At 73.5% G+C, this 13,550-nt stretch carries 15 protein-coding genes; 9 read left to right on the top strand and 6 right to left on the bottom strand.

Annotated elements, in window-relative coordinates; all coding sequences use genetic code 11:
* The first annotated feature begins 72 nt into the window (after positions 1–72).
* Positions 73–1,083, top strand: coding sequence for a reductase (locus tag O7543_RS05435; protein ID WP_281554856.1), 1,011 nt, complete (start codon positions 73–75; stop codon positions 1,081–1,083).
* A gap of 9 nt (positions 1,084–1,092) precedes the next feature.
* On the opposite strand, the gene O7543_RS05430 is transcribed toward O7543_RS05435, so the two are convergent.
* Complete coding sequence (locus O7543_RS05430) at positions 1,093–1,737, bottom strand: thymidine kinase (RefSeq protein ID WP_281555584.1); 645 nt, start codon at positions 1,735–1,737, stop codon at positions 1,093–1,095.
* Between the two features lie 185 nt (positions 1,738–1,922).
* On the opposite strand from O7543_RS05430, the gene O7543_RS05425 reads away from it, so the two are divergent.
* A complete protein-coding gene (locus tag O7543_RS05425) occupies positions 1,923–2,333 on the top strand; it encodes a hypothetical protein (protein ID WP_281554857.1) in 411 nt (136 codons plus the stop codon).
* Positions 2,334–2,390: 57 nt separating this feature from the next.
* Positions 2,391–5,114 (top strand): hsp70 family protein, encoded by a 2,724-nt coding sequence (locus tag O7543_RS05420; protein ID WP_281554858.1) that lies wholly within the window; start codon positions 2,391–2,393, stop codon positions 5,112–5,114.
* 35 nt (positions 5,115–5,149) lie between these two features.
* On the opposite strand, the gene O7543_RS05415 is transcribed toward O7543_RS05420, so the two are convergent.
* Positions 5,150–6,196 (bottom strand): S1 family peptidase, encoded by a 1,047-nt coding sequence (locus O7543_RS05415; protein ID WP_281554859.1) that lies wholly within the window; start codon positions 6,194–6,196, stop codon positions 5,150–5,152.
* A gap of 182 nt (positions 6,197–6,378) precedes the next feature.
* Here O7543_RS05415 and O7543_RS05410 point away from each other — a divergent pair, with 182 nt between their 5' ends.
* Both O7543_RS05410 and O7543_RS05405 read left to right on the top strand, forming a co-directional pair.
* Positions 6,379–6,699 (top strand): hypothetical protein, encoded by a 321-nt coding sequence (locus O7543_RS05410; protein ID WP_281554860.1) that lies wholly within the window; start codon positions 6,379–6,381, stop codon positions 6,697–6,699.
* 59 nt (positions 6,700–6,758) lie between these two features.
* Positions 6,759–7,742 (top strand): threonine/serine dehydratase, encoded by a 984-nt coding sequence (locus O7543_RS05405; protein ID WP_281554861.1) that lies wholly within the window; start codon positions 6,759–6,761, stop codon positions 7,740–7,742.
* 31 nt (positions 7,743–7,773) lie between these two features.
* Here the strand turns inward: O7543_RS05405 and O7543_RS05400 are convergent, their stop codons facing one another.
* The 3 genes from O7543_RS05400 to O7543_RS05395 form a co-directional block, all read right to left on the bottom strand.
* Complete coding sequence (locus O7543_RS05400; RefSeq protein ID WP_348650076.1) at positions 7,774–8,259, bottom strand: S1 family peptidase; 486 nt, start codon at positions 8,257–8,259, stop codon at positions 7,774–7,776.
* A gap of 2 nt (positions 8,260–8,261) precedes the next feature.
* Positions 8,262–8,465, bottom strand: a complete 204-nt coding sequence (locus O7543_RS30145; RefSeq protein WP_348650075.1) for a hypothetical protein — start codon at positions 8,463–8,465, stop codon at positions 8,262–8,264.
* Positions 8,466–8,549: 84 nt separating this feature from the next.
* Positions 8,550–9,137 (bottom strand): TetR/AcrR family transcriptional regulator, encoded by a 588-nt coding sequence (locus O7543_RS05395; RefSeq protein WP_281554862.1) that lies wholly within the window; start codon positions 9,135–9,137, stop codon positions 8,550–8,552.
* 77 nt (positions 9,138–9,214) lie between these two features.
* On the opposite strand from O7543_RS05395, the gene O7543_RS05390 reads away from it, so the two are divergent.
* A complete protein-coding gene (locus O7543_RS05390; RefSeq protein ID WP_281554863.1) occupies positions 9,215–9,706 on the top strand; it encodes an FBP domain-containing protein in 492 nt (163 codons plus the stop codon).
* Between the two features lie 6 nt (positions 9,707–9,712).
* On the opposite strand, the gene O7543_RS05385 is transcribed toward O7543_RS05390, so the two are convergent.
* Positions 9,713–10,792, bottom strand: coding sequence for a cation diffusion facilitator family transporter (locus O7543_RS05385; protein ID WP_281554864.1), 1,080 nt, complete (start codon positions 10,790–10,792; stop codon positions 9,713–9,715).
* On the opposite strand from O7543_RS05385, the gene O7543_RS05380 reads away from it, so the two are divergent.
* The 3 genes from O7543_RS05380 to rox all read left to right on the top strand — a co-directional run bounded on the left by O7543_RS05380 (position 10,791) and on the right by rox (position 13,537).
* A complete protein-coding gene (locus O7543_RS05380; protein ID WP_281554865.1) occupies positions 10,791–11,147 on the top strand; it encodes a metalloregulator ArsR/SmtB family transcription factor in 357 nt (118 codons plus the stop codon). The two genes, O7543_RS05385 and O7543_RS05380, sit on opposite strands and share 2 nt — an antisense overlap.
* Positions 11,148–11,222: 75 nt before the next feature.
* Positions 11,223–11,837, top strand: a complete 615-nt coding sequence (locus tag O7543_RS05375) for a hypothetical protein (RefSeq protein WP_281554866.1) — start codon at positions 11,223–11,225, stop codon at positions 11,835–11,837.
* A 218-nt stretch (positions 11,838–12,055) separates the two neighbouring features.
* Positions 12,056–13,537 carry a rifampin monooxygenase gene (gene rox, locus O7543_RS05370; RefSeq protein WP_281554867.1) on the top strand — a complete coding sequence of 494 codons (1,482 nt, stop codon included), beginning with the start codon at positions 12,056–12,058 and terminating at the stop codon, positions 13,535–13,537.
* Positions 13,538–13,550: the final 13 nt, after the last annotated feature.

The following is a 13,550-nucleotide window of genomic DNA, read 5'->3' as shown; positions in this document are numbered from 1 at the left end:
GTAACCTGTGGTGGGTTTCGCTGGCAGCGTGACGGTCTTCCGCGTCGTCGGGCCGGACGGCACAGTGGTGGTATGCGACTGCTGATGCTGGGCGGCACCGGGTTCGTCGGCCGGTGCGTCGTCGAGGACGCGCTGGCCCGCGGCTGGGCGGTCACCCTGCTGCACCGCGGCCACCGGCCGGCGCCGGCCGGCGCGCAGGTGCTCGTCGGCGACCGGACGGTCGCCGACGGTCTCGCCGCGCTGCGCACCGGTGACTGGGACCTGGCCGTCGACACCTGGGCCGGCGCGCCGTCGGTGGTCCGCGACGCGGCCCGGCTGCTACGCGACCGGGTCGGGCACTACACGTACGTGTCGAGCCGCTCGGTGTACGCGTACCCGCCGCCGGCCGGGCTCGACGAGACCGGGCCGCTGGTCGACGCCGACGCCGACGACGGCGGCGACGTCACCTACGCCCGCGCCAAACGCGGCGGTGAACTCGCCGCGGTCGCCGCCTTCGGTGACCGGACGCTGCTGGCCCGGGCCGGGCTGATCCTCGGCCCGTACGAGGACGTCGGTCGGCTGCCGTGGTGGCTGCACCGCGTCGCCCGGGGCGGCGACGTGCCCGCCCCCGGGCCGCCCGACCTGCCGCTGCAGTACGTCGACGCCCGGGACCTGGCGGCCTGGCTGCTCGACGCGGCCGCCGCCGGTGTCGGCGGGCCGGTCAACGTGGTCAGCCCGCGCGGCCACACCACGATGGGCGAGCTGCTGACCCACTGCGTCGACGTGACCGGGGCGTCCACCCGGCTACGCTGGGTCGACCCGGCGGTGGTGGCCGCCGCCGGTGTCGCGCCCTGGACGGAGCTGCCGATCTGGCTGCCCCCGGGTGAGCTGCACGACGCGCTGCACCACGGCGACGTGTCCCGGGCACTGGCCACCGGGCTGCGCTGCCGGCCGGCGGCCGAGACGGTGGCCGACACCTGGGCCTGGCTGGCCGGCGTGGACCATCGTCCGGCGCTGCGGACCGACCTGCCGCCGCTGGGGCTCGACACAGGTCAGGAGGCCGCGCTGCTCGCCGCCGCCGAACCGGATCCGTCCGCCAGTTGACGGGGTCGGCTAGCCGGGGCCGAGGTCACCGGTGCGGTGGTGCCGCCGGCACAGCACCTGGTACCGCACCTCGGAGTGGTCGACGGTGTCACCGATCACCACCTGCTCGCCGTGGCGGGCCACCACACCGTCGACCACGCGGGCGTTGAGCAGGCCCTGCCGGCCGCACCAGCAGAGCACCTCGACCTGGATACGGCACACCTCGTCGGCGATCTCGAACAGCCGCTGCGCCGCCGGGAACAGCACCGACCGGAAGTCACTGGCCAGCCCGAACGCGAACACGTCGACGTCGTAGCCGTCGACCAGGTCGGCCATCTGCCCGACCTGGTCGACGGTGTAGAAACACGCCTCGTCGCAGATCAGATAGTCGACCCGGGTGCCGTCCGCCCACCGGCCGCGCACCAGCGCCACCAGGTCCAGGTCGTCGGTGACCTCGATCGCCGAGTGGGCCAACCCGATCCGGGTGGTCACCTGCGGCCCCATCGACCGGTCGTTGCGGGTCAGCACCAGACCCCGGCGGCCCTGCCGGGCGTGGTTGTGGTCCATCTGCAGGGCCAGCGTCGACTTGCCGCAGTCCATCGGACCCCAGAAGAACTTCAACGCCGCCCCGTGCCGCAGCCGCCCGTCCCCGGCGGCCAGGCAGGCGGTCGCCAACGCGGACTGGTCGCCGCCGCCCGGCCCGGCCGTCCTCGGCTGACTGTCGTCGGTCACGACCGGGCAGCTTACTAGCCGTTACCGCCGGCACCGGCGGCCCGGGTCGCGATGTCGGGTCAGGCGGCGTTGTCGGGTCGACCCGGGCCGGGCGGCGATGTCGGACCACTGTGGCAGGATCTGCCGCCATGTTCCCCCGCACCTGGACCCTCACCCACATCGAACGTGTCATCCGTACCGCCTGGTCCGCCGACACCTGCGATCCCGCCGACCTGGCCGACTGGCACGCCGGCAACCCGGCCCGCGGCCAGTGCGGCGTCACCGCGCTGGTGCTGCACGACCTGCTCGGCGGTGAGCTGCTGGTCGGGGAGGTCAGCGCCGGCGGGCGACGGACCGGCCAGCACTGGTGGAACCGGCTCGGCGTGGTCGAGATCGACCTGACCCGCGACCAGTTCGGCCCGCACGAGCGGATCAGCAGCGGTACGGTCGTCGACCGGCCGGACGGTCCGCCGCGCCGCTGCCGCGAACAGTACGAGACGCTGCGTACCCGGGTGTTGAAGCAGCTCGGCGCCGACACGACGGTGGCGGCCGGCCGATAGCATCCCCGCCGGCGGCGTACGCACGCCGGCGCAATCCCGGGAGAGGACATCAGGACCGTGAACGGACCGGTACGGCTCGCCGTCGACCTGGGCACCACACACACCGTCGCGGTGGTCCGCCGTGGCGACGAGCCACCCCGGCCGCTGCTGTTCGACGGCACTCCGCTGCTGGCCTCCGGGGTCTGTATCGACGCCGCCGGTGGCGTCCACAGCGGACGTGACGCGCAGCGGTTGGCCGCCGGGGAGCCACACCGGTTCGAGCCGCACCCGAAACGGCGCGTCGACGACGGCTCGGTGCTGCTGGGTGACCGGGAGCTGCCGGTCACCCAGCTGCTGGCGGTGACCCTGCGCCGGGTCGCCGCCGAGGCCGCGACCGCCGGTGTGCATCCGGCCGGCGGCACCGTGCTGACCTGCCCCGCCGACTGGGGCGCCCCGCGTCGGGACCTGCTGCGCGCGGCCGCCACGGCGGCCGGGCTGGGCCCGGTGCGGCTGCTCGACGAGCCGATCGCGGCCGCCACCTACTGTGTCCGGGTGCTGGGCCGGCAGGTACCGCCGGGTGGCACGCTGGCCGTGTTCGACTTCGGCGGCGGCACCCTCGACGTGGCGGTGGTCCGCAACGAGCCTGCGGTAGGTGGAGCCGGCGGGCTGCGGGTGCTGGCCACCGGCGGGCTTGACGACCTCGGCGGGCTCGACATCGACGAGGCGCTGGTCGCCCACCTTGGCCACCTGGTCGCGGTCCGCGACCCGCAGCTGTGGCAGCGGCTCAGCCGGCCGGTGACCGGCGCCGACCGCCGTGACCGGCTCGCTTTCTGGTCCGAGGTGCGGGCCGCGAAGGAGATGCTGTCGCGGGCCTCGGCGGCGCCGGTGGCGGTGCCCGGGCGCGACGATCCGATGCATCTGACCCGGGAGGAGCTGGACCGCGTCGCCGGGCCGCTGGTCGACCGGGCGGTCGACGAGACCCGCCGGGTGCTGCAGCTGGCCGGGGTCGCCCCAGCGCGGCTGGCCGCGCTGCTGCTGGTCGGTGGGGCCAGCCGGATGCCGCTGGTCGCCAGCCGGTTGCACGCCCGACTCGGGGTCGCCCCGTCGGTGCCGGAGCAGCCGGAGCTGCCGGTGGCGTACGGTGCGCTGCACCACACGCCGTCGACGGATGTCGCGGCGCCGTCGACCGCCGCTCCGACCGGGCCGGGCCCGACCGCGCCGTACCTTGCGCAGCCAGGCCCACCGGTGCCCGGACCCACCACACCGGCGGCTGGCGGCGATCTGCCGTCGCCGCCAGCACGTCGGCGGCGTCGCGGCCGGGTGGTCGCGGCGGTCGCCGGCGCCGTGGCGGTGACGCTGGCCGCCGGGATCGGCCTGACCAACGGTTGGCTGCTCGACCAGTTCACCGGCGACGGTAGCGGGCCCCGTGACACCAACCTGTTCGGTGGCCTGCTCGGCGACGACGACGACGGCGGCGGGACGGGGGACACCGCGGGCGGCCTGACCGAGATCCACCAGGTGACGTTGCCCGCCGGCACCGGCGGGTCGACGGTCACCGTCGCCGGTGACCTCGCCGTGTACGCGGCGGTCGCCGTCGGCGGCACCACCGTCACCGCGGTACCGGCCGGCGGCGGCGACCCGGCCTGGACCGCCACGGTGGACGTCGAACCGACGCAGGTGCGGCTCACCGCCGCCGGTGGGCTGCTCATCGTCGACGCCGCAGACTCGGCGACCGACGGCGGCGACGACATGCGGGTCGTGCTCGACGCCGCCGACGGCACGGTGCGGTGGAAACGCAGCTGGCAGGACCTTACCGACGTGGTCCGGCTGGGCACCGACGTGATCGTCGAGATCAAGGACGGCATTTTTGACAACGCGGTCGCCCGGATCGACCTGACCACTGGGGAGCAGCGGTGGCGACGCGAGGCCCCCGACGATGACCTGCTGGTCCTCGACGCGTCCCGGATCCGGGCGGCGACCCGGTGGACCGGCACGGAAGGTGTCGAGGACGCCGGGGTGCTGCCGCCCGCCGGGTACGGGCTGCGGGACAACCGGTACGCCGAGCCGGGCCGTGTCGTCGAGCTGAGTGAGGGCAGCGGCCGGGGGTTCGTGCTGGACACCGGCGACGGCGACCCGATCGCCAGCGGCGACCTGCCGCTGGACCACGACGCGTGGACCGTCTACGAAGGACTCGCGATCGGCCGGCTGTCCGACGGCGCGTCGCCGGGACGGGCTGTGCTGGCCGCGTACGACCTCGACGGTTTCACCCGCGCGTGGGAGGTGCCGCTGCCGGCCGGTGACACCATCGAACTGGTCAAACCGTGCGGGGAGCGACTGGTGTGCGCGGCGGTCGACGGCGGCACGTACCGCACGATCGCCGTCGACATCGGCACCGGCGACGAGAAGTGGAACCGCACAAGTGAGTTCGGATTCGAGGACAACTGGTACGCGGCGCCGGCCGGGCTCGTCTTCGGTGACCAGACGTTCGACACAGTTGACGACTTCTGCCTGCTCGACGAGGACGGCGGGGAGATCACCGCCGCCGACGACACCCGGTCGGCGGCGGCGGTGGCCGACGGCTGGGTGGTGGTGCTGGGCCACCGCATCGACACGGCGTCGAGGACCGCCGTGCCGCAGGTGTCCGTGTGGGACGCGGCGACCGGTCGACGGACCGCACCGGTCGACGTCGGCACTGACCTGGTGGACAACCGGGTGACACACGCGGTGGTCAGCGGCGACACCGTCGCGGTGGTCACCGCCGACCATCAGGTGCGGGTGCTGTCCGTGACCGGGCTCGGCTGAGTGGGCGGCCGTCGGGCCGCCCACTCAGGCCACGGTCAGTAGACGTTGACCCCGTACGCCGACAGCGCCTCGGCCACCGGCTGGTGGTAGGCCCGGCACTCGGCCCGGTTGCTGCCCGAGTGCAGACCCAGTGCGGTGCTGCCGGCGAACACCGCGCCGCCGCTGTCGCCCTTGTCCGCGCACAGGCTGGTCTGGAACAGCCCGGTCACCGGACCCGCCGAGTAGTTGACGGTGACGTTGATTGCGACGACCGGGCCGGTGGTGACCCCGGTGGTACTGCCGCTCTTGCTGACCGTCTGCCCCACATACGGGTTCCCGGCGCCGGTGATGTCCCGCAGCGTCCCGTCGTACAGATTGACCGCCCCGGGCCGGTTGACGGTGGTGTCGACCCAGCGGACCAGGCCGAAGTCGTCACCGGGGAAGCTACTGGCGACCGTGGTGCCGGCGTTGGTGACCCCGTCGACCATCCACTGCGTACGCGACTCGGTGCAGTGCCCGGCGGTGAGGAATCCCGGCCGGCCGGCGCTGTCGTACACGTTGAACCCGAGCGAGCAGCGGCCGTTGGAGTAGACCGGGTCGCCGCCGGCGGCGGTGGTCTCCACCGTGCCGGCGACGCGTTCGACGCGGACCGCGTCGCCGAAGCGGGCCGCGACCGCCTCGACCAGCGCCAGCCGGGTACCGGTGACGGTCGCGTCGACGGACACCACGACCTGGTTGCTGACCGGGTCGGCGTACCAACTGCTCCCCGGCACAGCCGCCGACCGAGACAGGGCACCAGTGACCCGGGCCAGATCATCGGCACCACGCTCGACGGTCCGGGCCACCCCACCCGCGGCCCGGACCACCCGGGCGGCCGTCTCATCGGTCACGGTCACCACCAGGTCACCCGTGACCTCGTCCCGGTACGCCCCGGCGGACCGGTCACCCAGCCGGTCGGCCAGCGCCAGGGCGGCCTCACCGCCGAGTTCGGGGGCGGGCCCGGCGGCAGCGGCCGCCGGACTCGCCAGCAGACCACCGACCAGTACGGCGGTGGCGGCCAGCGCGGAGCCGATCTGTCTGATCGGCGTGGATAGATCCCTCACACAGTCCTCCTGCGATCTGGTGAACGTGAGATGTCCGGTCAGGACGGCGATCATCATCGCCGCTGGCGGCGGCGCTGCACACCGTGCCATTGCCCATTTGTGGGCGACTTCCGGCCACGTGCCCGACGCTGACCGGTGCCGCCTCCCCGGGCCGTGGCGAGTGGACCTGCCACAATGGCGACATGGCGCGACCGGACCGGGACTCGTTGTTCGCCGCCGGGGCGGCCGTGGTCGTGGCCGTCGCGGTCGGACTCACCGTGTTCGCCGTCGCGCGGCAGTTGAACATGGGACAGCGGTGGACCGCGCTGGTGGTCATGGGGCTGGGCGCCACCTCGATCGCTGTGGTGCTGTGGGGGGCGTTGTCGACGCCGCAACGGCGTGGCCGGGAGGCGGACGACGGTGGTGACATCCGGTCCCGCCTGGCCGGGCATGTCCCGTTGCTCGGCTCGACGGCGCTGTTGACCGCCGCAGTGGTGCTGAACGAGGTGGCCCGGCGCGGGTGAACGGGTCGCCGTACCGGTGGGCATACTGGTAGCGCTGCTGACCAGTGCACCCGGAGGGCATGATGATCATTGACGTCGCGCAGATCGAGGCGGCGGCGCGGCGGATCGCCGACCATGTGGTGCGGACGCCGACGGTGCCCAGCCCCGGCCTGTCCGGGCTGCTCGGCGTACCGGTGACGGCGAAGCTGGAGCTGCTGCAGCGTACCGGGTCGTTCAAGGCGCGGGGCGCGGCGGCGAAGCTGCTGACCCTCGACGACGGGCAGCGGGCGGCCGGCGTGGTGGCGGTCAGCGGCGGCAACCACGGCATCGCGGTGGCGGTGATGGCGCAGGCCCTGGACGTGAAGGCGACGGTGGTGATGCCGCGTTCCGCGCCGGAGCGGGCGGTGGAGGTCGCCATCGCCGCCGGGGCGACGGTGCGGGTGGTCGACACCATGGACGAGGCGTTCGACCTGACGGCGCGGTTGCGGGCCGACGGGCTGGCGATGGTGCATCCCTTTGACGACCCCGTGGTGGTCGCCGGGCAGGGCACCGTCGGTCTGGAGTTGGCGGCTGACGCGTTCGCCGACGACCGGACGGCACCGACGGACGTGCTGGTCAGCGTCGGCGGCGGCGCGTTGATCTCCGGGGTGGCGGCCGCGCTGCGGGCCCGCCGGCCCGGCATCCGGGTCTGGGGGGTGGAGACCGACGGCGCGTCGGCGATGGCGCAGGCCTGCGGGCACGGCGGCCCCGTGCCGGTGAAACTGTCGTCGATCGTGTCGACGTTGAGCGCGCCGACGGTGTCGCAGCTGACCTACGACCACGTCACCGGACTGGTCAGCGACGTGCTGGTGGTGTCGGACGCGGAGGCGGTGCGCGGCAGCCTGGACCTGGCCGAGCACGCCAAGGTGTGGGCGGAGCCAGCGGCCGGGTGCCTGCTGCCGGCCGCCCGCCGGGTGATCGAGCGGGTCGGCCCGGACGTCCGGCTCGGCCTGGTGGTCTGCGGCGGCAACGTCACCGTCGCCGATCTGACCGGTTGGGCCCGTCGGTTCAACCTGACCGGCTGATCCGACGGGCCGGGCCCGTCACCGGTGCCGGTCAGTACACCCGGGCGTTGTACGCCGCGAGCACCTCGGTCACCGGCTGGTGGAAGGAGATGCACGCGCCGACAACTCCGCCGGAGTGCAGGCCCAGGGCTGTGTTGTGGGCGAACACCGCGCCGCCGCTGTCACCACCGGCGGTGCACAGATTGGTCCGGAACAGCCCGTTCACCGCGCCGGCCGAGTAGTTCGCCGTGACATTCACAGCGTTCACCGACCCCCGGGTCAGCCCGGTGGTACTGCCGCTGGCACCGACCGCCTGCCCGACGTACGGGTTGCCGGCCCGACTGATGTCACGGGTGCTGCCGTTGTACATGTTGACCGCGCCGGGCCGGTTGGCGTTGGGGTTGTCCCAGCGGACCATGCCGTAGTCGTTGCCGGGGAAGCTGCTGGCCACCGTGGTGCCGGCGTTGGCGACTCCGTCGACGGTCCGGGCCACCCCACCCGCGGCCCGGACCACCCGGGCGGCCGTCTCATCGGTCACGGTCACCACCAGGTCACCCGTGACCTCGTCCCGGTACGCCCCGGCGGACCGGTCACCCAGCCGGTCGGCCAGCGCCAGGGCGGCCTCACCGCCGAGTTCGGGGGCGGGCCCGGCGGCAGCGGCCGCCGGGCTGGCCAGCAGACCACCGACCAGTACGGTGCCGGCCGCGCGCCGATCCGGCGGATCGACAGGGGTGGCACGATCATGCGTCCTCCTGCGGGAATCGATCCGTCCGATCTGGATGGATCGATCCTCGTGTCAGCCGGGTTGCTAATACACCAGGCGGTTGCCTACACATCGACATCCGTCGGCGCGCCGGGCCAGTGGCGCAGCGACGCGTCGAGTGCGTCCAGGATGCGGGGCCAGCTGTCCTGCGGGTCTGGGTCGCTGTGGCTGAACCCGCCGGCGGCCGCCAGGTCGAGGTAGCCGTGGATGGTGGCGCCGATCAGCCGTACCGCGTGGGTCTGTTCCTGTTCGGGCATCCGGTAGCCGTGCAGCACGGCGCGCAGCAGCCGGGTGTGCCGGCCGCCGGCGCTGGCTGCGGCGGTGGCCGGGTCGAGCCGCAGCCGGGCGGCGGCGTAGCGGCCGGGGTGCTCGCGGGCGTAGTCGCGGTAGGCGTCGGCGAGCCCGGCCAGCGCGTCCCTGCCGGACCGGCCGGCGACGGCGTCGGCGGCCCGGTCGGCGAGCTCGGCCAGGGCGAGCAGGGCGATCCGGGTCCTCAGGTCGTCGGAGCCGCGGACGTGCGCGTACAGGCTGGCCACGGCGACGCCGACGCGGCGGGCCAGCGCGGAGACGGTCACCTGGTCGAAGCCGATCTCGTCGGCCAGCTCCGCGCCGGCCGTGGTCAACCGCTGCACGTTCAGTCCGGCCCGCGCCATCCGTACCGCCTCCTCCGTCGAACCGACACTGATTATGCGTTTGCCTAATACCTTTAGGCAAAACTAGCCTGGCCGGTATGACACCACTGACCGAGCAGGAGATCCGCGCCGCGTTCGTCAACTGCACCAAGGGAGAGACGAAACGCCTGTACGTGCCGCGTGACCTCGCCGGCCGGCCGTGGGACGACCTGGACTTCCTCGGCTGGCGCGACCCGCAGTCGCCGGCCCGTGCCTACCTGGTCACCGAGCTGGCGGGCCGTCCGGCGGCGGTTGCGTTGCGCTGCCCCGATCCGGCCGCCCGCCACCTGCGGCGCTCCATGTGCTCGATCTGCCTGACCGCGCCGCAGGCCGGGGTGTCGTTGATGGTCGCGCCGAAGGCGGGCCGGGCCGGCCAGCAGGGCAACTCGGTCGGCACCTACCTGTGCGGCGACCTCGCCTGCTCGCTGTATGTGCGCGGCAGGAAGGACCCGGGGCCGGGCGCCAGGCTGCCGGAATCACTGACCCTGCAAGAAAAGACCGCCCGGACCCGGGCCGCCGTCGCCGCGTTCGTCGCCAAGGTGACCGGCTGACAGCTTCTACCGCAGCGTCGCGGCCCGGCGGCGGTGCGACAACGTGACGTGGTGGTGCGCCCCGGCGTGCCCGGCCGGGTCGGTGTGCACGGTCGCCGACACCAGCCGGGGTACGGCGTGGGTGAGCTGGTGTTCGGCGTCGGCGGCCACCTCGTGCGCGGCGAGCAGGCTCAGGTCGGCGTCGACGACGAGGTCGGCTTCGGCGTGCAGCCGGTGGCCGATCCAGCGCAGCCGTACCGCTGTCACGTCGCGGACGCCGGGCACCGCGCGCAGGGTCGTTTCGGCGATGTCGACCAGGGCCGGGTCGACGGCGTCCATCAGCCGCCGGTACACCTCGCGGGCGGCGTCACGCAGCACGTACCCGATCGCGACGGTGATCGCGAGGCCGACCAGCGGGTCGGCCCACTGCCAGCCGGCCGCCGCGCCCCCGGCTGCGGCGACGACGGCCAGTGAGGTGAATCCGTCGGTACGGGCGTGCAGCCCGTCGGCGACCAGCGCGGCCGAGCCGATGCGCCGGCCGACCCGGATCCGGTAGCGGGCAACGATCTCGTTGCCGGCGAAGCCGACGACCCCGGCGGCGGCCACCCACGGCACGTGGGTCATCGACGTCGGGTGGATCAGCCGGTCGACGGCGGTCCAGCCCGCGGCGATCGCCGAGCCGGCGATGACGACCACGATGACGACGCCGGCGAGGTCCTCGGCGCGGCCGAACCCGTACGTGTAGGCGCGGGTGGCGGCGCGCCGGCCGATCAGGAACGCGATCGCCAGGGGTACGGCGGTGAGCGCGTCGGTGACGTTGTGCAGGGTGTCGCCGAGCAGCGCCACCGAGCCGCTGGCGGCGACGATGACGGCCTGGGCGGCGGCGGTGGCGGCGAGGACCGCCAGGGAGATCCACAGGGCGCGGAGTCCGTCGCGGGACGCTTCGAGGGAGTCGTCGACCTTGGCGGCGGTGTCGTGGGTGTGCGGGGTGAGCCGGTGCAGCGCCCGTCGCCACCGGGCCCGCCGCACCGGATGCCGGTGACCGTGCGGGTGGTGGTCGTGACGGTGGTGGTCGTGGTCCATGGCGATGGCAGAATACGTGCTCATGTACGCACGCGACAACGCTGCAGGTGCCACGGATGGGCAGCAGCAACCGACCGGCGCCCATGTCGACACGGCGGTGACCGCGCTGAAGATGCTGGCCGACCCGACCCGGCTACGCCTGCTGTGGCAGCTGCGCGGCGGCGAACACGACGTCGGCACCCTCGCGGCGGCGGTCGGCGCCGCCCGCCCCGCCGTGTCGCAGCACCTGGCGAAACTGCTGCTCGCCGGCCTGGTCGCCAGCCGCCGTGACGGCCGCCGGGTGCTCTACCGGGCACGCGGCGGCCACGTCCGCCGCCTGGTCACCGAGGCCCTGTACGCCGCCGACCATTACCTGACCGGAACCCCCGACCACGACTGATCCCACATTGCCGGCTGGCCCGGCCGGCTAGAACGAGTGTCGGCCGACGTCGACGGCTGACTAGCATCACCGGCCGTGGATGACAGACGGTGGCGGGATCCGCAGTGGTTGGCCTGGGTGCGGGACTGGATCGACGGCCGGCTCGCCGCGGTGCAGCTCGACCTGGCCGACGACGTCGACGACCTGCTCGCCCTCGGCGTGCCCGACCGGCGGCTGGCCACCCTGCCGCAGGCGTACGCACGGATCATCGACGCCGTCGGCGCCGAGCGACGGTTCCGCGACGCGGCACCGATGGTGGCCGACCTGTGCGCCGAGCTCGCGCAGTACGGGCTGCCGGAGCTGCTGCAGCACGACGACCTGCACGACGCGCAGGTCTTCGTCCGCGACGGCCGCCACCTCATCATGGACTGGGGCGACGCCTGCGTGTCGCACCCGTTCCTCACCCTGTCGGTCACCCTCGACGGTGGGCTGGCGTGGGGGCTCGACGACGTGCGGGACTCGGTCGACACCGCGCCGTTCCGGGACGCCTACCTGGCGCCGTACGCCGAACGGTTCACCGGCGACCTGGTGGCCGCGACCCGGGTGGCATCGCGCCTGGGCTGGGTGTGCCGCGCGGTCAACGGGCACCTGCCCGGCGACGACAAGCAGACCCTGACCCGGCTGCGGATGTTCCTCGACGGCCGACCGTAGCCCTCCGTACGACACGCGAGGCCGACTGAATACGGCAAGGAAGCAACCGTTCCTCGCCGTATTCAACGTATATCGCATAGGGGACCTTGCGGCAAGACCCGGGTCGCGGCGCAGAATGTGCGACCGAAGCCGTCAGCTGCGAAAACGCGCGGATTCACGTACGTGTGTCCGCTGATCGACGCTGCCCGGATGGCTGATCGCAGAAATGGGGGAACCGAATGTTCGACGTCATCATTGCCGGCAGTGGGCCGACCGGTGTGATGCTGGCCAGCGAGTTACGGCTGCACGGCGTGTCCGTACTCGTCGTGGAAAAGGACACGGAGCCGACCAGCCACGTCCGCGCGGGCGGCCTGCATGTGCGCAGCATCGAGATCATGGACCAGCGTGGCCTGCTGGACCGGTTCCTCGCGTACGGCCAGCGGTATCCGTTCGGCGGCTTCGCCGGCATCGACAAACCCGCGCCGGACCGGCTGGACACCGCGCACGGGTACGTGCTCGCCATCCCGCAACCCGTCACCGACCGCCTGCTGACCGAACGCGCCACCGAACTCGGTGCCGAGATCCGGCGCGGCTGCGAACTGGTCGGCCTGCGCCAAGACGACGGTCAGGTGACCGCGGAACTGGCCGACGGGACCCGGCTGCGTTCGCGCTACCTGGTCGGCTGCGACGGCGGCCGCAGCACGGTGCGCAACCTGCTCGGCGTCGCCTTTCCCGGCGAACCGACCCGGGTCGACACCCTGCTGGGCGAGATGACGGTGGCCGTAGCGCCGGAGACCGTCGCCGCCGTGGTCGCCGAGGTCCGCGTCACCGAGAAGCGGTTCGGGGCCGCGCCGCTGGGCGACGGCGTGTACCGGCTGGTGGTGCCCGCCGCAGGGGTGGCCGCCGACCGTAGCGTCGCACCGACCATCGAGGAGTTCGCCCGGCAACTGCGGGTGACCGCCGGCACCGACTTCGGCGTGCACTCACCGCGCTGGCTGTCCCGGTTCGGTGACGCCACCCGGCTTGCGCAGCGCTACCGGGTCGGCCGGGTCCTGCTGGCCGGCGACGCCGCGCACATCCATCCGCCACTCGGCGGCCAGGGCCTCAACCTCGGCATCCAGGACGCGCTCAACCTCGGCTGGAAACTCGCGGCCGAGGTCGCCGGCTGGGCGCCCGGCGGGCTGCTCGACAGCTACCACACCGAACGGCGCCCGGTGGCGGCCGCCGTGCTGGACAACACCCGGGCGCAGATGGAACTGCTGTCCACCGAGCCGGGCCCGCAGGCGGTGCGCCGGCTGCTCGCCGAGCTGATGGACATCGAGGAGGTCAACCGCCGCCTGATCGAGAAGGTCACCGCCATCGGGATCCGCTACGACGTCGGCGGCGAGGACGGCGACGGCGGTGGCGGCTCAGCCCACGACCTGCTCGGCCGGCGGCTGCGCGACGTAGCGCTGACCGGCGGCCGCCGCCTGTACGAGCTGACGCGTGGCGGCCGTGGACTGCTGCTCGACCAGACCGGCCGGTTGTCGGTCACCGGCTGGGTGGACCGGGTCGACCACGTCGTCGACGCCAGCGACGACCTGGACGTAGCCGCCGTCCTGCTGCGTCCCGACGGCCATGTGGCCTGGGTCGGCGACGACCAGCAGGATCTGCTCCACCACCTGCCCCGCTGGTTCGGCGTAGCCGACAACCGGCTCAGGCCCGCCGCGTCGACACCGTAGGGCCAGCTCGCGA

Source organism: Solwaraspora sp. WMMA2080, assembly GCF_027497395.1.
Classification (GTDB): domain Bacteria; phylum Actinomycetota; class Actinomycetes; order Mycobacteriales; family Micromonosporaceae; genus Micromonospora_E.
The sequence above is the reverse complement of the archived record's forward strand: the minus strand, read 5'-3'. Positions and strand labels throughout refer to the sequence as shown.

What these genes read in the sequence shown, in the direction of transcription:
- O7543_RS05435 (WP_281554856.1), top strand. Translation starts at nt 73, where the DNA reads ATGCGACTGCTGATGCTGGGCGGCACCGGGTTCGTCGGCCGGTGCGTC.
- O7543_RS05390 (WP_281554863.1), top strand. Translation starts at nt 9,215, where the DNA reads ATGACACCACTGACCGAGCAGGAGATCCGCGCCGCGTTCGTCAACTGC.
- O7543_RS05380 (WP_281554865.1), top strand. Translation starts at nt 10,791, where the DNA reads ATGTACGCACGCGACAACGCTGCAGGTGCCACGGATGGGCAGCAGCAA.
- O7543_RS05405 (WP_281554861.1), top strand. Translation starts at nt 6,759, where the DNA reads ATGATGATCATTGACGTCGCGCAGATCGAGGCGGCGGCGCGGCGGATC.
- O7543_RS05425 (WP_281554857.1), top strand. Translation starts at nt 1,923, where the DNA reads ATGTTCCCCCGCACCTGGACCCTCACCCACATCGAACGTGTCATCCGT.
- O7543_RS05385 (WP_281554864.1), bottom strand. Translation starts at nt 10,792, where the DNA reads ATGAGCACGTATTCTGCCATCGCCATGGACCACGACCACCACCGTCAC.
- O7543_RS05410 (WP_281554860.1), top strand. Translation starts at nt 6,379, where the DNA reads ATGGCGCGACCGGACCGGGACTCGTTGTTCGCCGCCGGGGCGGCCGTG.
- rox (WP_281554867.1), top strand. Translation starts at nt 12,056, where the DNA reads ATGTTCGACGTCATCATTGCCGGCAGTGGGCCGACCGGTGTGATGCTG.
- O7543_RS05395 (WP_281554862.1), bottom strand. Translation starts at nt 9,137, where the DNA reads ATGGCGCGGGCCGGACTGAACGTGCAGCGGTTGACCACGGCCGGCGCG.
- O7543_RS30145 (WP_348650075.1), bottom strand. Translation starts at nt 8,465, where the DNA reads ATGATCGTGCCACCCCTGTCGATCCGCCGGATCGGCGCGCGGCCGGCA.